We start from the raw sequence: 24,097 nt of genomic DNA on the forward strand, positions 1-24,097 counted from the left end.
TTTCGAATTCCTTTCTGATTATTTTCCGTAAATTTGCAAAGCGCTAAAACTACTGTTGGGAGAGTATTTCTACTACAACTCGTATTTAATATTCACCAATCTATTTTATATCGTATCATGTTGGGGTTAGACGGATAAACAAAAAGAGCCAACCTTCTGGTTGACTCTCTTTCCTTATTTAAAACGCCTAGTTAGACGTGGTTTTCTGCGATGTCTAGTGCCTCAACTCTTACAGCTGCGACCTTAAACTCTGGGATCTTAGCGTGTGGGTCGGTGGCTGTAGTGGTGAGCCTGTTTACTGGCGACTCGACGAAGTGGAAGGGAATAAAGATCACCCCTTTCTGGATTCGTTTGGTTACAAACGCATCGATCTCTATCTCTCCTCTGCGGGTTGAGACTTTCAATCTTTGACCATTTGAAATCCCCAGTGCTTCGGCGTCTTGTACACTGATCATGGCTCTTGGCCCGGCAAGCTTGTCGAGCCCTCTGGTCTTACGAGTCATGGTTCCGGTGTGGAACTGTTCTAACACTCGGCCTGTGGTAAGCACTAGCGGGAACTCTTCATCAGGCAGTTCGGCTGCGTAGCGGAATGGAACTCCAACCATCTGCCCTTTACCGCGAGTGAATTGGGTTTGGTGCATGATGCGTGTGCCGTTCGGGTTGTTCTTATTGCTCGGCCACTGGACACCTTCTGGCGTAATGTTATCCCACTTGAGGCCAGCATATTGTGGCGTGACGCGGGTGATTTCCGCTGTTATGTCAGCGACATTTTGGTAGTGCCAGTCACTGCCCATTGCATTGGCGATTTGTTGGATGATCCACCAGTCCTCTTTCGCTTCTCCTGGAGCGTTGACTGCGGCGTTGACTCGTTGCACGCGACGCTCTGTATTGGTGAAGTGACCAGATTTTTCGGCAAACGAGCATGAAGGTAAAACCACATCTGCGTATTGGGCTGTCTCAGTTAAGAAGATGTCCTGCACCACTAAGAAGTCGAGCGTTTCTAACCCTTCAATTACATGGGCTTGGTTCGGGTCACTCAATACTGGGTTCTCACCCATAATGTACAAGCCGCGCACATGACGTTGGCATGCGCCATCAATGATCTCGGTGAGTGTTAACCCGGGTTCTGCTGGCAGGTCAGGTGCGTTCCACTCAATAGAGAACTTTTGGCGTATCATTGGGTTATACACCTTTTGATAGCCAGGGTAGTTGTTTGGTAGTGCACCCATATCACAGGCCCCTTGAACATTAGATTGACCGCGTAGTGGGTTGATGCCACCACCTTCAATACCAATGTTGCCGCACAAAAGCTGCAGGTTGGCGATTGAGCGAACGTTGTCGTGCCCCGTTGTATGTTGGGTAATGCCCATAGAGTAATAAACAGCGGTACGCTTGGCGGTGCCTATGGTGCGCGCCATCGCAAAGATGTCTTCAGCGCTGACTCCAGTGACAAGCTCGACTTTATCTAAGGCGTAAGCAGGAGACATCACTTCTTGAAGTAGGGTGTCGAAACCATCCACACGCTCTTCTATGTACTCTTGATCGTACCAACCGTTTTTAATGATCTGCTGCATCACCCCGTTTAACAGCATGACATCTGTCCCCGGTCTATGAGCGAGGTACAGCTCAGCATGGTCGACCATATCAATCCGTTTTGGATCGGCGACGATCAGTCGAGCGCCATGATGACGAATTGCCTGCTTGATATGCGAAGCGATAATCGGGTGCGCAGACGTGGTGTCTGAGCCAATGATAAAGATAACATCCGAATGTTTGATGCTGGGTATGTCGTTGGTCATTGCACCACTGCCTAACGAGGCTTCAAGACCGGTAACGCTAGAGGCATGACACAAGCGCGCGCAGTGGTCGACGTTGTTAGTGCCAAGTTCACGACGAATAAATTTCTGGAATGCATAGTTATCTTCGTTGGTGGTTTTTGCTGACGAAAAACCTGCTAACGCATTGCCGCCGAAGTCTTGCTTAATCGAAGAGAACTTCTTCGCGACTAAATCGATCGCTTCTTGCCACGTTGCAGGTTGTAACCAACCATCTTTGCGGATGAGTGGTGTGGTAAGCCTTGAGTCATCATTGATAAAGTCGAAGCCAAAACGGCCTTTGACACACAGCATGCCTTGGTTAACGGGAGATTCTGCACCTTTAACGTAGCGGATTTGGTTGCTCGCCTCGTCGACATGCATGGTGAGCTTGCAGCCAACCCCGCAATAAGTACAAATGGTATCGACTTGTTTAAGTTGTTCGCTGCGACCTTGAGAGCGATCTCGGCTATCGACCATGGCGCCTGTCGGGCAGGCTTGCACACACGCTCCACATTGCACGCAGTTGGAGTCACCCATGAGCAAACGACCATTTCTCGCTGAGCCAAAGTGCGGTCTGTCATCGGGGCGAAGGGCTGGGCGTCCTTTCTCATCGTGAATAAAATTGAGAATACCGTGAACGGCTTGTTCACTACATGCCTGAATACACTGACCACAGCTGATACAGCGGTTAGCATCGAACTCGATAAACTGCGAACTACGGTCAACGCTGAACTTATGTCTAGAATCTTTACTGCGAAGTGTTAACCAATCTTGATGAGATTTCACCTCTAGGGAAACTTTGAATTGCTGCTCAGCACCATATTCTGTTGAGTAGTCACGTAGATCGCATTGGGTGTTGGCTTGGCAGCCACATTCAAGACAGCGCATTGCTTCTTGAATGGCGTCATCGTTATCGAAACCCAGTTCAACTTCGGCAAAGCTCTGCTCACGTTGCTCTGGAGTGAGCTCGGGCATAATGCTTCGCGCGATTTTTTCGATATGTTCGAAATGAAGCGGATCAACTTGAGAAAGCTTCTTCTCTTTACGTGAGTTGAACTCTGGTTTAGGCATATCTGCCATGTCGCCATTGAGGTATAGATCAATCGCTTTCGCGGCGATGCGACCATCTCCCACGGCTTCTACTGCGGTAGCAGGGCCACGTCTGAAATCACCAATACTGAATATATTGCCTGTCCCCGTGTGCATGGTGGCGTCATCCGTTTGCGCGGTATTCCAACGAGTCAGTGGGATGGAGAGTGAATCGTTATCCAGAAAGCTCAAATCCGGTTTTTGCGATACCGCGGCAATCACGGTATCAAATGCTTCAGTGAAGAATTCACCAGTGGCTTGTGGACGGCGGCGCCCTGAAGAATCTGGAGCACCTAGCGCCATTTTCTCTAACCGAACTGAACTGACACGACCATTTGAGTCGGCAATATTTTCGGCAGGATTGGTCAAGAATAAGAACTTCACACCTTCGTGTTCGGCTTCTTCAATCTCGTAGTCTTCGGCGGGCATCTCTTCGCGAGTACGGCGATAAATCAGGGTGGTATCTGCTCCGGCTCGACGTGCTGTTCGAGCGCAATCTATCGCCGTGTTACCTCCGCCAATCACTGCGACCTTTTTGCCAGTGGTGTAGTGCTGCTCAGTGACATAATCTTTGAGGTAATCCACACCTAGGTAGCAGCCATCTAAATCACTGCCCGGATAGTTCATCTCGACAGCGAGTGATGCACCGACAGCAAGACATACCGCGTCATAATCTTCGCTTAATTGAGATAAGCTAAAATTCTCACCCAGCTTCTGATTCGTTTTCACCACCATGCCGTTACGGCACATTAACTCGATCTCTTTGTCAAGAATCGCTTTAGGGAGTCGGTATTCGGGGATCCCATATCGAAGCCAGCCGCCAGCTTGAGGCATAGACTCGAACACCGTGACATCGTAACCTTCATTGGACAAGTAATAGCCCGCGGTTAGGCCACCCGGCCCACTTCCGACAACTGCAATGGAAAGGTTTTTGGCTGGTTTTTTCTCTGGTACATAAGATTCTTGCGCTGCAAGGTCACCATCAGCAGCATGACGTTTAAGTTGTCGAATGGCTATCGACTCATCAACCAGTGAGCGGCGACATTCACTTTCACAGAATGCAGGGCAAACACGCCCAATTGACAGCGGCATTGGCAGTGTCTTCTTGATTACTTCAATCGCTTTTTGATGATCGTTCTGTGCAATGAAATATAAGTAAGACTGAATATCGACACCCGCAGGGCAAGCGGTTTTGCATGGCGCTTCACAATCGGCGTAGTGATCTTGCATGATCCGGTTGAGTGCTTGCTTACGGTGGGCGCTGAGTTGTTCTGATTGGGTGATGACATTTAACCCAGAATAGACTTCTAATTCACAAGCACGCTGTGTTCCGCCACTTTCGACTTCGACGACACATAAGTCACAAGGGACTTTTTGGTCAGATTTGTTCAGGCCACATAGTGAGGGGATGTCTACTCCACACACTTTGGCCGCTTCTAGAAGGGTCGAGCCTTGCTCAACAATTCGATACTTTCCGTCTATTACGATTTCAATCATAAGACCCCCGCAGCAAAAATATAGCCACACATTCTATAAGGATAATATGTTGCAAGGAAAGTTCGTGTGACAAAAAACTCAATCTTTAGATATTTGTTGGATAAGGTGAGCTGTGCTTTCCCTGCAATTTTTCAATATGGGCGCTTTATCACTGCGGTTTGTTGATAAGCATCAATTGAAGTTTGATACACCTCTTTAGAGGTATGTATCTCGATCTCATTGCTCGCAAAAATAACCGCAATTTTACTATGGTTGCTATGCTTAAGTAGGTTGTAAGTCACCTTACAATGTAAGCGAAGGCGAGAGGTATTGGGTCATGAGTTCGTCTAATTCAAAGCTATCAGAGAGTCGACGTCGGTTCTTACGGGATGCCGCACGAACGGCCGCAGGAGTCGGAGTCGCTGCGACAGTATTGGGACTTCAGTCGACGCAAAGTCAGGCAAGAAACGGAGAAGGTGTGCCCGTGCGACCACCGGGAGCGCTGCCTAAAGGGGAATTTGAAGCGGCGTGTACTCGCTGTGGTTTATGTGTTCAGGCCTGCCCTTATGATACCTTGAAATTGGCAACGCTACTCTCTTCTGTTGAATCAGGAACGCCTTACTTTAATGCGCGCAAAATTCCATGCGAGATGTGTGAAGACATCCCTTGTGTGCCTGCTTGTCCAACCGGAGCGCTTGACCCTAATCTGACCAATATCGATGATGCTCGCATGGGGACCGCGGTCTTGATTGACCATGAAAGCTGTCTTAACTGGCAGGGTTTGCGCTGCGATGTCTGTTATCGCGTCTGCCCACTGGTTGATGAAGCAATAACCCTGGAGCATATTCGCAATGAAAGAACGGGCTATCACGCGAAACTCATTCCAACCGTTCATTCGGACAAATGTACAGGTTGTGGTAAATGTGAACAGGCCTGTGTGACCGAAGTTGCCGCAATCAAGATCATTCCAACAGAGCTCGCGAAAGGCAAGATGGGAGCTCACTACCAATTGGGTTGGGAAGAGGTAACCAAGTCACTGGAAAATAGCGCGCCGGAAGTACCTGTAGAAGCGTTAGAAACGCTAGGAGGTAAGCTCTAATGGCTAAGAATCTAGCGAAAGATGCAGGAAAAGACGCAATCCGAGAACTCGGCTGGTGGAAGGCTCATCGCTTCTTGCTGCTGCGCCGTGTATGTCAGCTCAGCATCATTGCCTTGTTCATGGCAGGGCCAACCTTAGGTGTACTAAAGGGCAACCTATCGTCTAGCAATCTGTTTGATGTCATTCCGTTTAGTGATCCATTAATTGTTCTTCAAACACTCGCAGCAGGGCATATGCCTGAACTCACCGCTTTGATTGGCTTCGCCATTGTGGTGGTATTTTATGCTGTAGTGAGCCCGCGTGCTTTTTGCGGCTGGGTTTGCCCACTTAATATAGTTACCGACTTCGCCGCTTGGCTGAGAAGAAAGCTCAATTTAAAGGCGAGCTACCGTTGGTCATCTAAACTTCGTTACTGGTTGATTCCAGTATTACTTATTGGCAGCGCAATTTCGGGAAGCGTGCTTTGGGCGTGGATTGATCCGGTTGCCACCCTTCATCGTGGATTGGTGTTTGGAATGGGGGCTGGCTGGATACTGATTGTTATGGTCTTCTTGCTAGACTTGCTGCTTGTTGAACACGGCTGGTGCGGTCACTTATGCCCGCTAGGTGCAACCTACGGTGTGATTGGTTCAAAGAGCTTACTTCGTGTTTCAGCAGTGCGTCGTGAAGACTGCACCAAATGCATGGATTGCTACAATGTTTGCCCAGAGCCAGAGATTTTGCGTCAACCGCTAAAAGAAGGTGACCCACGAGTCATGAGCCAAGACTGTATGAGCTGCGGACGTTGCATTGATGTGTGTGCAGAAAAGGTCTTCGAGTTCAAAAACCGTATTTCGGTTCAGCAAGTCGATTAATAGCATTCGAGATAAAGAGATGAACAAGCTTATGTGTGCGGTTGATCATCTCTTTATTTTTTAGCGCTTGAAGTTTGAACAAAGATTACCCTATACTCCCGCCATCACTTCTTTAGGAGATTACGCCAATATGAATAACTAACACCTGTTATCCAATTTTACATCGTTATTAGGATTTCACAGGGTTAGTCGGCGTAGCTCCGTCTGTGCTCAATCGAGCATGACTTCTCTTATACAAGATTGTTTTTTTATCGTATTTGTTTGCGATCTGTTTGCTACGCGCAATGCCTAATCCTGTCTAACAGGAGGCAATTTATGCCAGTTATACAAGCCAATAAAATCAGCTACCACTTCGACAATGGCGAGGTGCTTTTCAGTGATATCTCTTGTTCGTTAACGCAATCTAAAGTCGGGTTAGTCGGACGTAATGGGGTGGGGAAATCAATTCTCGCTTCTATTCTAACCAAGGCTCTTTGTCCCACTCAGGGTGAAGTCGCGTTAAATGCGATCGTGAAAACTTACACTCAATTACCTTCAAAGCTACTAGATGGCAATATTACTGTTGCGCAGTACCTTGGAGTTGAAAATGTATTGCACGCTTTGGCGAAAATTGAGCAAGGAGATTGCGACGATCATTGGTTCGAGATTGTCGGAGAGCAATGGTCGTTGAAACAAGAGCTCGAATCCCAGCTCGGTGAGATGCAGTTACCGCGAAACACGGACTTTCTCTGTTCAGATCTAAGCGGTGGACAACTCGCACGCATACAGTTGTGGCAACTGTTTCAATCTGATGCACAGCTGCTAGTGCTAGACGAACCATCCAACCATTTAGACAAACAAGGTCGCGAGTGGCTTCGTGAGCAAATGAATGCCTTCACAGGTCATATATTGCTTATAAGCCATGATCGCTTTTTATTGCGAGAAATGGAGCAAATATGGGAGCTTTCAACCTTGGGGTTAGCCCAATATGGGGGTAACTATGATGATTATAGAAGTCAAAAAGAGCTCGAAGTAACTGCGGTTGAACGTCAATTAGACAGTCTCCACAAGGAGCAAAAAAGGCTTGAGCGACAAGCGCAGAAGAACAAAGAGAAAGCCGAGCAAAGACAAGCAAAAGGAATGAAAGCGCGCAGAAGTGGCAGCCAACCTAAAATCTTGCTTGATGGTATGAAAGACAGTGCTGAGCGAACCATGTCTAACAAGTTGAAAAACGAAAACAGTCGTCGAGACTTGCTTGATAAGAAAGAGCACGCTTTGAACAAGAGGAGTGAGCAGTTAAAAGCGCAAAAGTTCTATATGTGTGAAAGTCATGGAGGCCGGAAAGGACAGCTAGTTTCGATAGTCAATGGTGTCTTACCTTATGGCTGCCAGGAGCCTATTCATTTGCAGCTAACGGGAACTAGCAAACTTTGGTTGCATGGGAGCAATGGGTCAGGCAAATCTACCTTGCTTAATATCTTGCGGGGCAAAAGTACTTTGCTCAGCGGTGACTGTTACCTCAACACGCCGTTATTTTACTTAGACCAACACTTTGGCTTATTAGATAACGCCAAAACTCTGTTAGAGACGGTGATGGAGATGTGCAGTGGCCTAGTGGAAGCAGAGGCTCGAACTTTGTTAGCAGGTATCGGTTTTCGGCGTGATTCGGTTTTCCGCACAGTCAGGCAGCTAAGTGGTGGTGAAAAAATGAAGTTATCAATGCTGGTGGTCAGCCATCAGCCAACTCAGCCGGTACTTTTGTTGGATGAACCTGATAATCATCTTGATTTGGAGTCTAAGCAGTTACTCGCCCAGACGTTAAATCAGTACAGTGGAGCATTTGTCCTGGTCAGTCATGATGAGGACTTTGTGCAGGAAAGCGGGGTAAATGAAACTTACAGCCTGAGTAACGAGTGTTAATCGGCTAAAGGCTTAAGTTCTCTACTTTAGCTCTTTAGCAACAACCTTGTTGCGGCCGCTCTCTTTGGCATCATAGAGGGCGGCATCAGCGGTTTCATAAAGTTGTTCCATCGTGTACTTAGGTTTATTGGTCGTCACTATTCCAAACGAAGCCGTAATAACATCAGAAGCGCGGCTGAACTGGTGCTCTAACTGTAACGATTCAATCTCCAGTCGGATTTGGTTGACGAACGATATGGCTTCTTCTGGAGAACGCCCTGTAAACAGCACGCCAAATTCCTCTCCGCCCAGACGGAAGCAGTAATCAGAACTCTGCTGACACTGCTTTTTCAGGGCATTAGCAAATTCGACGAGCTGTTTGTCACCGTTAAGATGTCCGTAATGGTCGTTGTATTGCTTGAAGTCATCGACATCAATAATTACAAAACTTAGCCAGTCTTGGATGCTCTGCGCTCGTAGGATTTCTGTAGGGAGCTTTTTATTATAGTAACGGCGGTTAAATAGACCTGTTAAAGGGTCAGTAATCGATAGCTGCTCGATTTTGTTTTTTTCATGTAACAGCTGCTGTTCTATCTGCTTTCTCTCGGTAATTTCGCTATTGAGTTTGTCATTTAACTTGGAGAGTTTACTCGTCCAGTAACTTAATAAAATCAACACCGACAACGACACAAGAGCGATTTTCCACACGAGACTATAATCCACTCCGTGTTCGTATCTAACCGTTACCCATCGGGAGTAGATGGTTTGTTTCTCTTCTTCAGAGAGGGCATCCAAAGACTTCTGCAAGATGCTGTTGAGGATTGGCCAGTCACTTCGCACTGCCATTCTAAGATCAATTCGATACGGTGTGAGCCCTGAGACTTTAAGGTTGCTATACCCTTCGCGTGTCATAACATAGTTGGCGGTTGCAATATTACCTACGTACGCATCTACTTTGCCTGATGCGACGGATTGCAAAGCATCTGACACGTTTTCAGCAGCATACAGTTTGATTTGTGGGTGGTTGTCTCGCAGTAGCTCGTATGAACTATACCCTTCTACCGCAGCAACTTGCATACCATTGAGAGCCTCGATATCGCGCACATAAGGAATGTCTTGATTGGTGATAATCATGAGTGGAAAACTGAGGTATGGGCGAGTGAAGTCCAGATATTGCTCACGATCTTGCGTGACAGGAAGAGCAGGGTAAATGTCTAGTGCTCGCTGTTTTGAAGCTTCAACAACCTCAGACCAACTCATATTGGTACTAGGAACAAGCTCTATCCCTAAGCGCTGAGCGATCAGTTTAATGTAGTCGGCAGCAATGCCCTGATACTCTCCACTACCGTCGACATACTCAAAGGGCGGCCAATCTATATCAATTGCTAACCTTAGTTCGTTATGATCTCTTAACCATTCTACTTCTTCATCGGTCAACTTGAGTGCTTTGGTGTTTTGATAATAACCATCAAGTAGGAATTTGATGCTGAAGTTATACAGTTTATCGCTCTCATGTTGTTTAGAGAGCGCCTGAAAATCAATACGTTGCCAATTGTCGTCAATAAAGCTTTGAAACATGGCTACATTGGCGTGATTGATGGAATAGAATGGGGAGCGAAACTGGGTGGATTCAGCAATGAAATCGTGACCATCAAGATAGTCGTTCAACAAGATCATGCTCCACGCCGCTTCGGTAAAGTGACCACCAACCGAGATATAGGGCTCTCCCTCTTCAATTACTCTAAGTGCTTCCGGTAGCCAATCCACTCCTCCTATATAGATGGAATTTAGCGGTAACTCTAGCTCTCGCATGGCATCTCTGGCACCTAATGCGATAGTGTCAGAGGCGGCCCATACCATGTTGATCTCAGGATGACGTTGGTAAAAATGCTTAAATTGGCGTTTCGCTTCTTCACGCCCCCAACTCATATTGGAGTCACTTTCAGCAACAACAGTTACGCTCGGGTTGTGCCGTATAAACTGATAAAGCCCTTGGTTTCGCTCGATTGCCGATAACTCTTTGAGATTACCATTGAGCACCAGCATTTTTACTTTGTTGATCTTACCATTGGCTTTTAGCAGCAGTTGCTCGGCTAAAACGGAACCTGCTTTGATATCGTTAGGAGTAATTTCTCCAATCCAATAACGATATTTGGTTCGAGGGAGAAATTCACGTGAGTTAAACCCTGTGTTGAAAAGAATACTCGGTATTTTGCACTTCTCAGTAATGGCAAGCAGCTTTTCACCTATCTGTTCGTAGTTCATGAACAGAACACCATCTACGCCTTTCTCACATGCTTGGGAGACTTGCTTCAACATAGTCTCGGGTTGGTTCTCTGCATCATAGACATGTAAGGTAACGCCAAGGTCATTGGCAGCCGCTTGGGCAAATCTTATTTGTGATTGCCACGAAGCACTCTCTGTTCGCGGAACAAACAGCGCGATCTCTGCACTCATAACTTGAATGGGTAACAATAAGAAAAACAACAGTATTGCGCGAACTTTCATTAGTACCGTTCAAGAGATGGGTTTTCTCTAGTATAGCAGTCGCTACTTTAGTCAGTTAGGCGTAGCTCTAAGTCGTAATTAAGTTTAAGTTCAATGTTTGTGTCAACGAACTCAGATGGTTAGGTTTATTGCGCTGATTTAGCTTTACGATACTGACTTGGGGTCATACCAGTGATTCTTGAAAATTCCCGGTTAAAATTTGATTTAGTCTGAAAGCCACTATTCATGAAAATCTGTGTCACGGTATCTTGAGAGCTGCGTAACGCTTGTTTTGCATGGCAAACGCGGTAAGAGTTGATGAGTTTAGAAATATTTTGAGCATGTACTTGATTGACTGCGATAGAAATATGCTTAGCGGGTATGACGAGTTTACGGCTAAGTTTCACGAGTGTTAAATCGGGATCGAGATACAGAGACTCTCGACGTATTTTCTCATCTAACAAAGACGTAATCTCGATAGCTCGCTCTTGTGACATCGTCATTGTAGAAACAGTATTACTTACCAAATGATCTGGCTGTGCTTCAGCGTTCTCAGCCTCTGAAATAGGTGTGTTTATACCAACAATAACGACAGCAATAGAGAGCGTCGGCAACAATACTAGGTGGGCAACAGTCAGTATATATAACGACATCTCTCCTTTGTTGTAAGCGAAATCCAGTGACATCAATGTATCGACGAGTGCTGAAAACAGTAACATCCAACCCGCAATACTCTCTGCTTTCTTAACGTTATCCCAACTTCCTAGAGAAACATTGATCAATAAGGACTCTTTTCCTGCAAACCGGATCAACCCAATGCCATAACCGATATAGGTAAGAGTGAGAACTTCATCTATAGGGAGTGACAACCAATCTTGAGTAGCCACGCTAGTCAATATGTATGCAGGTGCGACAAAGTGCTTTGCTAGTGACCATAAGTTTCTTTGCGTTGATGCCGAAAAAACGAACCAAGCACAAACCGGAATCAGAGAAGCTAAAACGGGCTGGAAAAAGTTAAACAGTGAGACATCAAATGTCCATCTCAAACCTACCATCGCGATTGTTGTTGCGCACAACCCCAGAAACAAACAAGCTGCTTTGGTTTGTCGCTCGAAACGCAAATAGAGCGTAATCGCTAATAGTCCAAGTAGCATTGAGACAACAAAAGGCACAGGAATGGCGAGCATAATCGGTCCTAGATGAAGTTTGATTCCGTTTCGAGTACCAATAAGGATAACTCTTTGAAACTTAATTAAAAACAATAATAGGACAAATGCCGGTTTTGAGACGACCTAGAACGCGATTTAGGTCTTTTTAGATTCGAAATCGCCTGAAAATCTCCTTGTTGTTTATAAAGGAGTGACATTTATGCGGTTTTATTTATTGGCGTGGAGGCGCAGTTTTGACTTCTCTGGCTGCTCGTCGAAACAAGAATTTTGGCGGTTCTTCCTTGTACATGCCTTGGTTAGTTTGGTTTGTATATTGGCTGATGTTGCGATGAAAAGTTGGTTTGATGCTACCTATGGGATTTTGAGCTTATTTCCTACTCTTTCTGCCATAGCTCGAAGGCTCCACGATAGTGGTAAATCAGGATATTGGGGCTTTGTGTTTTTCGTCCCAATTGCAGGGCCATTTTGGTTGGTTTACCTGTTAGCTCAACCGACTCTTACGCATATGACTGAGGAGGCGTCAGCATGAAAAACGTCATCAAGCTTCTATTTCTATGTTCGGCTTCCGCAGTTGCTGTTGCCTCGCAGGAAGTGCCATCCAATTCATTAGGCGTTATCGTCGCAGACCAAATGACCCAAGGACAATTAGTTTGGCTAAAAGGAAGGGTTGGAAATGCCATCTACCGTTTTTCAGATCCCGATGGTCGTGATTGTACTATGGAGCTGCCAGTGGCCATCGGTAGTGTGTCAGATTCTGGGTTAGGGATCAGCGAGACAAAAGGCTTCACCCTTTATGTGGTTAGTGAGCAACTTAATCAGGCAATTCAACATGGTCAACGAATAAATAGTAAAAATTGGCGCTTTTCGCTTAACGCAAGTGATTCACCTATCGACGGTTTCATCACTGGTGGTATCGGTGCTGATGAGGGCTTTATATTGAACTCGAAGATAAGATGGGTCTCTTGGCTTATGGGAGAGGAACCAAAAATTGAGTGCAGTTAAGTAAGCAGAAAACGAGTGGATGTCACTCGTTTTAGCTTATAGAACAAACTGAACTGTTACAGCGACAAAGGCATGGTCACTGGCTTGCTTGTCTTTTTCAAAGCTTGGGTTGATCAAGTGGGCATCCAGTGTTTGGTACTCTGTGACGTCAGCCATCGAATACTGAGAGTCGGGTTGAAACTCCTGTGACAGCAGAATGTAGTCGAGCACATTCCCTTTGGCAAAATGATAGTGAGTGGGTGGTCGCTCACTTTCAATTACCGATGTAGATTGAAGCTGCCAGCTATCTCTTAGCCTGAGTTGTTTATCATCTTCATTGACTTGCTGAGTCAGTAAACCAGTAATATTGCTGCTTATCGCTTGGTTCATATCTCCCATCAGCACCGTTGGGATTGGGTTATTGTTATATTGTTGTTCCATAAACAGTCGTAGCATAACCGCTTCCCATCCCCTTTGCTGGCTGGATAACCATTGACCAATAAGGGAGTGAGATTTCTCTGCATCAAGGCTGTCTGTTGGCCGTTGTGACTTAAGGTGACAGACATAAACGGCTACCTCGCCGATATCTGGTATCTCGACCGTGGCATAAATTGGTTTGCGGCTAAAGTCGGGAGCCTTAACCTGATAGCTCTCTTCAATCGAAGTTAGCGGAGTGACGGCACTGACGCTGACAATTGGGTATCGTGATGCAATGGCGACAACGGGTTGAGAGCAAATATAGTCCTGCTCCAAATGAGGTTCATCAACAACGGCAAAATGAGGGTAGCCCAGCCCTTCAAACAATATTCGCGCGGCGTCGATACTAAACACTTCTTGAACACCAACAATGTCCGCGTTTAGGATGTTGAGTTTTTCTTGAGTCCAGCGACACTTCTCTTTCCATGCTTCGCCATCATAGATGTTTTCAAAGTCGTAAAACGCCTTTGGAGGCTCTACAAAATTAAACAGATTCGCTGTAGCGAAAGTCAGCGTTTTATTGGTCAGCAATGGAACGGCTCTACAAACTCTAAAAGTTTAGTGTAATCAAAATCCAACTAACTTGCTGTAGCTGAATAGTTTTACTGGGTAGATTTTTGTCAAAAGGTTCAGGTGGGGAATTAATTAACTGTCAATTAATTGATATTGATTATGGTTATCATTTTATGAGGTGTCATTATTGAAGGTAATCAATCTCGCATCGCTCAATGCGGTCTGCCTAACCAGTAGAAAAGGGACAAAACATGTATGGTTTGTTAGTCACATTACATATACTCGCGGCGACTATTTGGACAGGAGGGCATATCGTACTAGCTGTGGTCGTGCTGCCTAGGGTGCTACGAGAACGTTCTGCCCAGCGACTTTTAGATTTTGAATCTGTCTATGAAAAAATAGGTATGCCTGCGCTAGTTATTCAAATCATTACAGGACTTATGTTGGCATACAGAATGTTACCTGATGTGAGTTTATGGTTTGATATGTCTATTCCAATTTCGCACGGGATTGTCGCTAAACTTACTCTGCTATTACTTACTTTTCTATTCGCATTAGATGCAAGGTTCCGAGTGATTCCTAAATTATCAGAATCTAATCTCACTGATATGGCATTGCACATTATCCCGGTTACTGTTTTCTCAATACTGTTTGTTATTGTTGGCGTATCTTTTCGAGTTGGATGGTTGTACTAGTGGAAAGTAAAAGCGTTTTCTTAACCTAGAGCTATTTGGGGCAAACACTGCCCAGTATCGGCTTTTTAACCACAGCCATCTAAGTATTTACTTAGGGCTAGATAAACATTTTAAATCGGTTTTTCCAATCAATAACATGCTCAATAAAAGCATCGACTCTTGCTGGGCGATTTCCTCTGTCTCTATACATCATATAGACTTCTTTACCGGGAGCCAGCCAGTCAGGCAACAACGGCTGTAAGTTGAAGTGTTCCTGATTAAGGTCATGAAAATAATAGGTGGGTATCCAAGCAATCCCCAGTCCTTGAATGACTGCATCGCGGACAAGTAGAACATCATTAGAAGCGAAATGACATTTAGGCTGCTCACAATATGTTTCATTGGTTAGCTGGTTGATTAACGTCCAAGTGCGGTCGTTGTTTAAAGTAATTAGTCGATGATTAACCAGTTGTTTAGGATGAGTGATTGGTTCGTACTGCTCTAAGTAACTCCGTGATGCGCATAGCCCGAAAGGAATGGACCAAAGTTTACGAGCAATCCAATCCTGCTCGATGAGATCCCCGAGACGAAATGTGACGTCGATACGATTGGAAACTAGGTTGACCTTTTCATTTTGCACATCTAAATCAATGCATATGTTGGGATGCTTTTCCGAAAATTCATAGACACATTTCTTTAACCACATTTGGGTCATGTTGATTGGGGCTGATATCTTGAGTGTGCCCGATAGGGACTGGCGCTCGGTTGCAATACGAGTTGTAACGTTTTCTAAACCCTGAAGTAAAGGTTCACATTGCTGCCTATACCTTTCTCCATCTGGTGTTAATACGAAGTGATGCGCACTTCTGTTGAGCAATCGACATCCTAAGCTAGTTTCTAGCTTTTTAAGCTTTCGGCTCAAGGTTGCAAGAGGAATATTTAAGTGCTCAGAGGCTTGTGTAAGGCTGCGATAACGCGCTATGGAAACAAATAAATATAAATCGTCTAGAGAATGAGATTCCATATTTGAAATCACCCCTCCCATAAGTGTCTATTAAAAGGCAACTATGAAATATATAACCTTGCTGAGTCAAGTTTATAAGGAGACTTTATGTCTAAACATTTATCTGTTTGGGGCGGCGTTGTTATCGCTATCTTTTTCTGGTCTAGCAACTTTAACGTCATTAAAGCTATCGATGGAAATATATCGCCGCTAGTTTCCGCAGCTTTAAGATTTTCAATAGCTGCTTTGATTTTACTGATATTGAGATGGGGTATGCGATACCCACATGAAGTAAAGCTTAAGAGTAAAGACATGTTCTCGTTGTTTATCATCGCGACAATCGGAGTCACTCTACAAAACTGTTCAATTTTTTATGCGATGACTTTCACTGTTCCCGTCAATGCGGCAGTCGTTCAAGCAAATATGCCTCTAGTCGCTATTTTGCTCTCAGGGCTCATTCTTAATTCCCCCATTTCGTATAAAACAATCTTAGGTGCGTTAGTGAGCTTTGTTGGAGTGATTATTGTCATTACTGGTGGGGAAATGACGTCAATAGCACTGAATATTGGTGACATTCTTATGGCGTGCGCCTTGTTGAGTGGTTGTTTATATACGATTTTAGCGAAGCGTTTGACACCTCATATACCTGTAGGACAGCAACTGAGGTGGGTGTTGAGCATTGGTGCTATGCAAATGCTATTTATCGCAACTCTTCAAAGTGATTTTGGCAAAAGTATCGATTCTATTGGTGTTCAGGATTTGGCACTAATAACCTATATGAGCCTATTCGGAACTTTGATTGCATATTACTTTTGGGTGAAAGGTGCGATAGTCCTTGGACCGGATAAAACGGCATCGTTGTTCAATATCATGCCTGTGTTTACTTTACTGATTTCTATCTACTTTGGTCAGCATGTTGAATGGGTTCATGTTTTAGGCATTGTTTTGGTCGGTGTTGGAGTGTTTATTGGCAACTCAAACCCCTTTAAAAAGGTATCGATTGAAGCGGTGAAAGCATAGATTTATTAAGCAAGGCAGTACAATGAGTACTGCCTCTGTATTCACAATGAGGGAAACTCAATAAAACCCGCCATTTTTGAAGTGTGCGAAGGTCAATACGCCTGCAATGACGAGCTCTAGAACTAGCGGCGGTACTACAGCTTTATCAAACCCATCAAGCACAATACCGACGATGCGACCTATCGCGACAGCGAGCATGACGACTGCAACAAAGAAGTAGCCTTCTGTATCGCCAGAGGTTAGTCCAAACACCAGCATTGCTACGCTGGCTAAAAATAGACCGCCCATGACGGAGCGAACGGTATTGAGACCCGCTTTACCGATGGGCTCAAGCGCGAAGTTAGCTAACATTTTTTGAGGGGCGAACATCGACATCACACCGAGTCCAGTTAGCATCAGAGTGAAAATTCCTACCAGTATTTGCAGTGTAGTATCCATAATGATTCTCCTATTCGTTGTTATTGTTACGAAAATTGTTCGATAGCTTGGCGTGCGTTATCTTGCGCAGCGATATTGCCTAGCGAAGGTTCAATCGTGATTTGGTCGACGACGGGGCCAGTTGGGGAACCTTGTCTACTGGCGTAAAAGTGCCCAGACTCAAACCTTGGATCGAACAGACCATCAAGGTAGCGTTTTGCCCCTTTTTCGACGCTGTGCATCATGCCTATCATCGGCATCAGTAGCCCTCCAACATATTTGAAGAACACTTTTTTAAGGAAAGGAAGGTCATCCATCCCATTGGTGCCCGTTGTGCCACCTGGACTCATAGTGACAAATCGTAAATGAGGGTGCTGGCGTGCCATTGAAGACATCCATAGCGCAGCGGTGAGCTTGATGGTTCCATATATATCCAGTGGATCTGCTTTAACACCGAATTTGCTGCCGTTGGCAATAGAGGCGAACTCTTCGACGGATGAACTGCTCAACTCGGGCTTAGCAACACCCATTTTAGGTACACCTCGCGCGGTTTCAGAACCTGCATAGAGCACGGTTGATGTAATCAGCTGCCTTTTAATGAGCTCTTCAACCAACACCGAATGCCCAAACACATTTGCCGCAAAGATATTGGTTACGCCATCTGAAGTGAGGGCATTCGGCTTGCGCCCACCTGTGCCACCCGCGTTTAGTACAACGGCATCAAGAGGTGCAGACAGTGTCGAAACAGCGTTGCGCACTGACGATGAATCCGAAACATCAAGGATTAGGATTTCAAAAATGTCTCGGCCAGATAACTGAACCAAATTGGCTTTCGCCTCTCGTGCCTTAGCGAGATTACGGCAGCCGAGATAAATTTTATTAATGCCTTCTTCTTGAGCGAGCTGGCGTGCCGCTTCGAAGCCAAGACCTGCGTTAGCGCCTGTGATTAATACCGTTTGAATAGTACCCATGTCATTCTCCATTAGTGTGATTGCTGACTTGGGATTAAGTTACCATGGTTGAAAAAATGGACTGTATACAGGTAAAAGTGAACACGGTGCTTCAAAAATGAACCATTGGAGAATGAAGTGAAGACGAATGAGAGCTATACCTTCAACTGGGATGATCTTAAGTATTTTCTGGCTGTGGTACGCAGCGGTACGTTGCGCGGGGGCGCAGACAGCATCGGAGTGAATCACACTACACTAACTAGACGTATATCAGTGATGGAAGAACAGATAGGAAGTCGTTTGTTTGACCGCTCTAAGCAGGGGTTAGTCCTAACCCAAATTGGTGAAGAGTTGCTGCCTTATGCAGAAAGAGTCGAAGATGAGATGACGTCCGCGTCGAGAATGATCATTGGTAGAGACTCCGATCCAGTGGGAACGGTTTATGTCTCTATGCCTCATGGGATGGCTTTGACTTCACTAATGGATGATTTGGCGCTGTTTTCGGAGCGCTATCCGGACATCACTCTAAACTTGCAGTTTGGTAATGATATTGCCAACTTGAGCCGACGAGAAGCGGATGTATCTATAAGGGTCGCCAACGAAGTTTATGATGAAGCGGTAGGACGAAGACTGGTTCAAATGTCGCAAGCAGCGTATTGTACTCGGGAATACGCGGAAAAGGTCAAAGACAACCAAGGTGAAGGACTATCATTCATTGGTTGGCATGAACCTGAAGGCGACATCACAGCGAAATGGTTGCAAGAGAGCTACTATCCAAAAGCAACGCTAAAACATCGCGTTTCAGAACTTGTACCTCTGATCTCTTTGGCAGCTTCAGGACTTGGTATGGCTTATCTTGCGTGTAATCTGGGTGACAGGCATCCAAACTTAGTTCGTGCGCCTTTTCAAAAACCGATTCCCTATCGCAGTATTTGGCTATTGATGCACAGCGATCTGCGCAGAACAGCACGCATTCGATGCTTTGTTGATTTCCTCGCTGAGCAGGTTCAGTCAAGGGAGAACGAATTTTGGGTAGCAGGGACGGTTAAAAAATGAAGCGTTGAATCAAGCTTGATTTGAGTGAATCTGATAGCGATTTCGCCCAGCATCTTTTGCTTGATATAGGGCGGCGTCAGCTTGGCCGAACACAGTTTCCCAATCATCGGCAAGATATTCTCTCTTACAAGAAGAAGCACCAATGGAGACCGTGATGCTAAATTTTTGCTCGTTGTGATGAGCAATATGCGCTTCGACATTAGCGCGTAGGCGCTCAAGAGTCTCCTCAAGTTTACTTAAATCTTCCATCGGCATGACTAAGACAAACTCTTCGCCTCCCCAGCGAACCAAGATATCTTTTTTACGCAAGTTGTTTTGGAGTGTTTCAACTGTTTCTTTGAGTACGAGATCCCCAATTTCGTGCCCATACAGATCATTAAACTGTTTAAAGTGGTCAATATCGATCACACTAACGGCATAAGCTGGGCTCTGCATGGTGGATGGTGCTTGCTCTAGCCAGTTTTCTAAAAAGCGTCGGTTGTAGGCCCCAGTGAGAGGATCGGTGGTGTTTTGGTTGCGTAGTTCTAAGTTTGCGCGTTTTAACCGGTATACACTACGAGTAACGAAATAAGCCAATATTAAAAACAGCGCGGCATAAAGAATCTCCCGTGAACGCTGCTCTTTTAAAGTAATGGTCTGGAGTTCATTTTTTGCTTCGAGTAACTCGATCTCTCGTTTGTTCAAGCGTCTTTCTAAGGCGCTCTTTTCGCTGAGAATGTCTTCATTGTATGCTTGGCGATAGAAGTTTTTGCGCACTAAGTATTTTTGTTTCATAAACTTGAGGGCTTTTTCGTAGTCGCCTAGCGCTTCGTGCGCTGTGACCAGTTTCGATAAAACATCCATTTCCCAGATGATTTCATTACTTTCTGAAGCCTGCAAAATGTAAAGGACCTTATGGGCGTAAGTGATTGCCTGTTGGTAGTCTTTCTCCAATAGGTAAGCGCCAGCATAGGCCTCATAGCAGGTTGCTAGCATTAAGCTAGCGGAACTCTTGTCAGCTTGCATGACACAGCGCTCAGCCATTGCCAATGCTTCTTTGGGTTGATCAACCTTTGAGAACATTTGCGACATGTTGGATAAGGTCGAAATCTTGATTCGATTAGATCCCGTTTTATCAGCTTCCTCTAGGGCTCGTTCCATATAATATTTTGCTTGCTGATTATGCTCAGTAGCGAAATAGATCGCACTCGAATTAGCAAACAGTATGGCTTCAAACAGGCTGTTATCATATTGGTTGTCATTGTACAGTTTCAGCGCGCGTTGAATATAGGTGTCGGCACGTTCCCAGTCTTCAGAAAGCATGTAGACTGTCGCGATATTGTTTAGCGTCATTGTGCTCTGAAAGTCATCGCCAATTTCACTGACAAGTTCATAAGCGGTTTTGTAGTAATTCAAACTCGCTTTGATGTCTGAACGCTGGATTTTTATGTTTCCTAGCCAGCGATAGGTACGAGCAAGTAGGCGTCGATAACCGATTTCACGCGCAATGGGTACCACTTCGTTGAGTAGATATTCCGCTTGCAATAACAGATCAGCATCGATCAATTTCAGTGCTTGATTGAGTTTAGCTTCTGCAACAATCCAGCCGATCTTGTTCTTGCCTCCGATTTGTTCTATATCTGGAACATTGACACTCTCTATTCCCTCGTATTTTTTTAAATTGCCAATAGCGAAGTAATAAAGTGCTTGTGACGAGGGTGAAGCATCTTCCGATAGTTTAATCTTACTTAGGTCGACTTCCCCAGGTCGGCATAAAGAATGATAGTAAAGCTCAAGCATCGGGCGGTCTTGAGGAGCAATGTGTGAGTACAAAAAGTCCTGATCAGCCGGGACATTACAGGCAGCATGAGTGGGCGCTGCGGCAGTCCATGCCAAAATGGTAACCATTAAGGTGAAAAGGCGTTTCATTAAATCAGGCAATCTCTCTTATTAGGGGTTGTTATCTTATAGGTCTACGGACCCTAGAAGATTAATACTTTAGTTTACCATCTTACAGGTAACCTGCACTGCATTGTGGTCAATAATTAGTAATGGTTTGTCCAGTATTTCTCATTTTCTACGTGTTATCTTAGGTCCTATTTTAATTAATGCTGCTTACATCTCGATTTGATTAAAATCGATCCATCCATTCGCAAGCAGTTCTGGTGCAGATATCTGGTCAGATATATTCAGGTCTTGTTTTGTGTGAAAAATTGGTTGATATAGGTTTTTAGTGATCAATGTTTTTTCAATTTTTTCTAGCATCTTCAGCTGTTTACTTTCAATCGTCTCGGCGACGGCTTCGATAACTTTTTGCTTTAGCCACTGTTGGTTCTTTTCTGATAAACAAGCTTGGTGGCAGTAATTACACAGTAGCCAATCAACCCAAGAAAACAGCGTATCTTCGCCAAACACTTCTCCACTGATGATAATATCCGCATTTTTGAACGTTTCAGGTCGATTGAACTCTGGGTACTCTAAAACTTGTAGTTGGCAATTGAAGCCGAGTTGCTGCAAACAATCTGTAACGAGTTGTGCGGTGGCGATATTGGTTCCAAGCTGATAGGTGACAACAGCTAAGGGTTTTAATGGGCGTTTAAGATCCGCGAGAGCATGTTTGGCCCCAGATAAATCTTGCTCGGCAATAGGAGTAGGAGTTGAGAGCATACCTTGCGCGCGCGCGACTACTTCACAATCTTCCCCGCCAGGTGTGCCGATACTAAGCATAAGCGCTTGTAACCACTTGCGATGAGCTCTATTCCGCATCCAAGTATGATGGTGAGGATTCAGCATTGCATAGGTACAACCCTGTTCCCACTTTTGCTTGGCGGTAAACTTCGCCGCCGATTTTTCTGCTAGGTGGCGACCATGAACCACATCGCAATTGAGTTCGAGAGTTTTGGCATTATCACCCACGTTCCAAATTTCGACGCCATCGACCCAAGGTCTTAAGCCGTGATAGTGCGGGTTCACATTGAGTAATGTGCGCCATTCGGTTTGTTCTGTTAGTAAAAAGGAGCCGCAGCCGAGTAATTTTCCATCCTTCACTTTCGTTATGCCCATCGCACTGTGACTCAGTAATCGAGGCAACAGAGTTGGCATAGTGTGGCTGGTGAATCTAATCCGAAGAGGGTTGATTACCTCCACTCGATCGATAAATCGAAAAAGCTCGACTTGTGCTCCGCCTTGTTCCATCAAGCGTTGAAAATGTGCCTTGATATCTTTTGCCTCTAATGGGCTTCCATCATCAAACTTGAGCCCTTTTCTCAAGGTTATCGTCAGACTGTCACTTTGCTGTTGCCATGAATGTGCGAGATCGCCATGCAGACTAGGCTGAGTTCGAAGCAAATTCGCATATAGATAACTGGCGATGTGCAGTTCGGTGCGGCGATTAATATTGACGGGATCTAGGCAATGGGTGCCACGATAGAAAGGAATTTGTAAGATGTCTTGTTGAGTTTTCACTGGCTGATACTGGGAAAGATATTGGCTAAGAAAACTCTCCCTTTCTTGTGTATCAACGAGAACAAGCGCTGCTTCCACATTACCTTGTTTAAGTAGGCTAGTCGCTTTCTGTTTTAAAACACCATCAAGCGGTTGCTTTAATTTCGCTTGAGGTAAATTTCCGCACCCAACCCCTGATTGCCATTCAATTTTCTCTTCTTCAACCAAGCGTTTAATTAGCAACTGTGCGTTACGACGCGTACAACGTAAAGCATGGCTGAATTGATCTAATGATACTTGAGTCCAATGTTGGAACGAGAGGTTATCACGGCAAAATGCCAGAGCATTCCAATAGCGCATAAAGGTGAAATCCTAATTTTATATTTCTATTTTTCTTCATCTTTTAATCTCGATAATAAGAGATTCTATTCAGGATGAAAGGAGAAATAAATGAATACGTTAGCTAAGCCTCAAACTTCAATTTGGCGTAACAGGCCATTTCAAATTCTATTTTCTAGCGCGTTGTTTGTTGCCTTTTCAGCGCAGATTTACAATCTCGCATTACCACTGTTGGTTTATGAACTGACGCAATCTTCAAAGATGATGGGGTGGATGCGCGCAGTGGAATTTTTGCCAAATTTACTCTTGGCGCTGTTTATCGGTGTGGTAGTCGATCGCGTTGATAAGAAGCGTTGGTCACAAGCGATGTTGTTGGGTCAGTTGGTGGTTGTTTTGTGTTCGTATCTTGCAGTGGAGTGGCTAAGTGAGCCACTTTGGCTCCTGTTTCCTGCTGCCTTTTTGATGATGGCGTTTAACTATGGCTATCACAATGCGCGCATGACTATGATGAAAAGGGCATTGGCTCCTGAAACGCAAAATACCGCGATAGCGAGGATGAGTTCGTTAAACAGCGTGATGGAAACGGTTGGACCAGTGTTATCGGGAGTATTGATGCTGATGTCGACAATCCACAATGTTTTTCTCGCTGTGGCGGTGCTTCTGTTGCTTTCATATTGGCAATTAGAAAGGTTAACACTTGCTCCAAGTGAACCGCCAAAAAAGCAGAGTGTTTTTGCGGCATTAAAAGAAGGTTGGACAGTGTTACGAGCTGAACGCAATATGTGGATTATTACTCTTGCGGTAATGGTGATTAACACCACAGGAGCCGTTTTCTGGATCCAAGCGATATTCTACGCGAAATCAGAGCTTGAGTTTAACGCTTTGGAGGTGAGTTACTTGATCGCCGCCTCGGGTATTGGTGGGCTGTTAGGGGCATTCAGTGCAGATAAATTACGCGCAAGATTGGGTTTAGGAGTGGTACTGATTGGCTCGATTGTTTTGGAATCTCTTGGTTTTATTTTCCCCCTAATCATCAACAATGTCTGGGGTATGGCTGCGGCATTTTTATGGATTTCTGCGGTTGGTTTGTACAGCAGTATTTGTATCTGGAGCTACCGACAGGAAGCGTTTGAAGAGAAATATTTAGGCAGGATAGCCGGGATTACTGGTTCGCTATTTAAGTTGCTGATGCCCTTTGGTTTGGCGGCATCGGGCTATTTGATTGCTCACTTCGGCATAGAAGCTATCTTTATATCTTGTTTTGTCGTTCAATTATTCGCTGCATTGGGCCTACTGTGTTCCCAGGTGAGACGAATAGCGTAACTCTTATGTGAGCTTTACATACATTTACGCTCTCAATGTGTTTCTTTACTTG

18 protein-coding genes are annotated in these 24,097 nt (G+C 45.0%); 9 read left to right on the forward strand and 9 right to left on the reverse strand.

Annotation, left to right across the window (positions count from 1 at the left end; all coding sequences use genetic code 11):
- Positions 1-191: 191 nt before the first annotated feature.
- A complete protein-coding gene (gene fdhF / locus IX91_RS16800; protein ID WP_004749110.1) occupies positions 192-4,403 on the reverse strand; it encodes a formate dehydrogenase subunit alpha in 4,212 nt (1,403 codons plus the stop codon).
- Between the two features lie 316 nt (positions 4,404-4,719).
- Between fdhF and napG the strand changes: the two genes are divergently transcribed.
- The 3 genes from napG (at position 4,720) to IX91_RS16815 (ending at position 8,234) form a co-directional block, all read left to right on the forward strand.
- Positions 4,720-5,481, forward strand: coding sequence for a ferredoxin-type protein NapG (napG, locus tag IX91_RS16805; protein WP_038197251.1), 762 nt, complete (start codon positions 4,720-4,722; stop codon positions 5,479-5,481).
- Positions 5,481-6,335: a quinol dehydrogenase ferredoxin subunit NapH gene (gene napH / locus IX91_RS16810; protein WP_004742811.1), complete on the forward strand. Its 855-nt coding sequence runs from the start codon at positions 5,481-5,483 to the stop codon at positions 6,333-6,335. The genes napG and napH overlap by 1 nt, the downstream gene beginning before the upstream one ends.
- 315 nt (positions 6,336-6,650) lie before the next feature.
- Positions 6,651-8,234 carry an ATP-binding cassette domain-containing protein gene (locus IX91_RS16815; protein ID WP_004742812.1) on the forward strand — a complete coding sequence of 528 codons (1,584 nt, stop codon included), beginning with the start codon at positions 6,651-6,653 and terminating at the stop codon, positions 8,232-8,234.
- A 21-nt stretch (positions 8,235-8,255) separates the two neighbouring features.
- Here IX91_RS16815 and IX91_RS16820 read toward each other — a convergent pair whose 3' ends face one another.
- A complete protein-coding gene (locus tag IX91_RS16820) occupies positions 8,256-10,721 on the reverse strand; it encodes a diguanylate cyclase (protein ID WP_004742813.1) in 2,466 nt (821 codons plus the stop codon).
- A 125-nt stretch (positions 10,722-10,846) separates the two neighbouring features.
- On the reverse strand, positions 10,847-11,887 hold the full coding sequence (locus IX91_RS16825) for a helix-turn-helix domain-containing protein (protein ID WP_004749111.1): 1,041 nt from the start codon (positions 11,885-11,887) through the stop codon (positions 10,847-10,849).
- A gap of 181 nt (positions 11,888-12,068) precedes the next feature.
- On the opposite strand from IX91_RS16825, the gene IX91_RS16830 reads away from it, so the two are divergent.
- Positions 12,069-12,398, forward strand: a complete 330-nt coding sequence (locus IX91_RS16830; RefSeq protein WP_004749112.1) for a DUF805 domain-containing protein — start codon at positions 12,069-12,071, stop codon at positions 12,396-12,398.
- Positions 12,395-12,871, forward strand: coding sequence for a hypothetical protein (locus IX91_RS16835; RefSeq protein ID WP_004742815.1), 477 nt, complete (start codon positions 12,395-12,397; stop codon positions 12,869-12,871). Before IX91_RS16830 ends, IX91_RS16835 begins: the two co-directional genes overlap by 4 nt.
- Before the next feature lie 36 nt (positions 12,872-12,907).
- Here IX91_RS16835 and IX91_RS16840 read toward each other — a convergent pair whose 3' ends face one another.
- Entirely contained in the window at positions 12,908-13,858 is a 951-nt protein-coding gene (locus IX91_RS16840) for an endonuclease/exonuclease/phosphatase family protein (RefSeq protein WP_004742816.1), read from the reverse strand.
- 233 nt (positions 13,859-14,091) lie between these two features.
- On the opposite strand from IX91_RS16840, the gene IX91_RS16845 reads away from it, so the two are divergent.
- On the forward strand, positions 14,092-14,535 hold the full coding sequence (locus IX91_RS16845; protein ID WP_004749113.1) for a CopD family protein: 444 nt from the start codon (positions 14,092-14,094) through the stop codon (positions 14,533-14,535).
- 97 nt (positions 14,536-14,632) lie between these two features.
- Here the strand turns inward: IX91_RS16845 and IX91_RS16850 are convergent, their stop codons facing one another.
- Entirely contained in the window at positions 14,633-15,538 is a 906-nt protein-coding gene (locus IX91_RS16850; protein WP_004749114.1) for a LysR family transcriptional regulator, read from the reverse strand.
- Between the two features lie 87 nt (positions 15,539-15,625).
- On the opposite strand from IX91_RS16850, the gene IX91_RS16855 reads away from it, so the two are divergent.
- The gene (locus tag IX91_RS16855; RefSeq protein WP_004743195.1) at positions 15,626-16,537 is read left to right on the forward strand and encodes a DMT family transporter; all 912 of its coding nucleotides are present in this window, start codon (positions 15,626-15,628) and stop codon (positions 16,535-16,537) included.
- A gap of 57 nt (positions 16,538-16,594) precedes the next feature.
- Here the strand turns inward: IX91_RS16855 and IX91_RS16860 are convergent, their stop codons facing one another.
- Together IX91_RS16860 and IX91_RS16865 are read right to left on the reverse strand one after the other, a co-directional pair.
- On the reverse strand, positions 16,595-16,975 hold the full coding sequence (locus tag IX91_RS16860) for a DUF4345 family protein (protein ID WP_004743194.1): 381 nt from the start codon (positions 16,973-16,975) through the stop codon (positions 16,595-16,597).
- A 26-nt stretch (positions 16,976-17,001) separates the two neighbouring features.
- A complete protein-coding gene (locus IX91_RS16865; protein WP_004743193.1) occupies positions 17,002-17,925 on the reverse strand; it encodes an SDR family NAD(P)-dependent oxidoreductase in 924 nt (307 codons plus the stop codon).
- Positions 17,926-18,042: 117 nt separating this feature from the next.
- Between IX91_RS16865 and IX91_RS16870 the strand changes: the two genes are divergently transcribed.
- Positions 18,043-18,960 carry a LysR family transcriptional regulator gene (locus IX91_RS16870; RefSeq protein WP_004743192.1) on the forward strand — a complete coding sequence of 306 codons (918 nt, stop codon included), beginning with the start codon at positions 18,043-18,045 and terminating at the stop codon, positions 18,958-18,960.
- Positions 18,961-18,969: 9 nt separating this feature from the next.
- Here the strand turns inward: IX91_RS16870 and IX91_RS16875 are convergent, their stop codons facing one another.
- Positions 18,970-20,868, reverse strand: a complete 1,899-nt coding sequence (locus IX91_RS16875; RefSeq protein WP_004743191.1) for a tetratricopeptide repeat-containing diguanylate cyclase — start codon at positions 20,866-20,868, stop codon at positions 18,970-18,972.
- Positions 20,869-21,054: 186 nt separating this feature from the next.
- A complete protein-coding gene (locus IX91_RS16880) occupies positions 21,055-22,743 on the reverse strand; it encodes an ABC transporter substrate-binding protein (RefSeq protein ID WP_004743190.1) in 1,689 nt (562 codons plus the stop codon).
- A 90-nt stretch (positions 22,744-22,833) separates the two neighbouring features.
- Between IX91_RS16880 and IX91_RS16885 the strand changes: the two genes are divergently transcribed.
- On the forward strand, positions 22,834-24,045 hold the full coding sequence (locus IX91_RS16885) for an MFS transporter (RefSeq protein ID WP_004749115.1): 1,212 nt from the start codon (positions 22,834-22,836) through the stop codon (positions 24,043-24,045).
- Positions 24,046-24,097 lie beyond the last annotated feature (52 nt).

Origin of the sequence: Vibrio tubiashii ATCC 19109 (assembly GCF_000772105.1) — a bacterium.
Classification (GTDB): Bacteria; Pseudomonadota; Gammaproteobacteria; order Enterobacterales; family Vibrionaceae; genus Vibrio; species Vibrio tubiashii.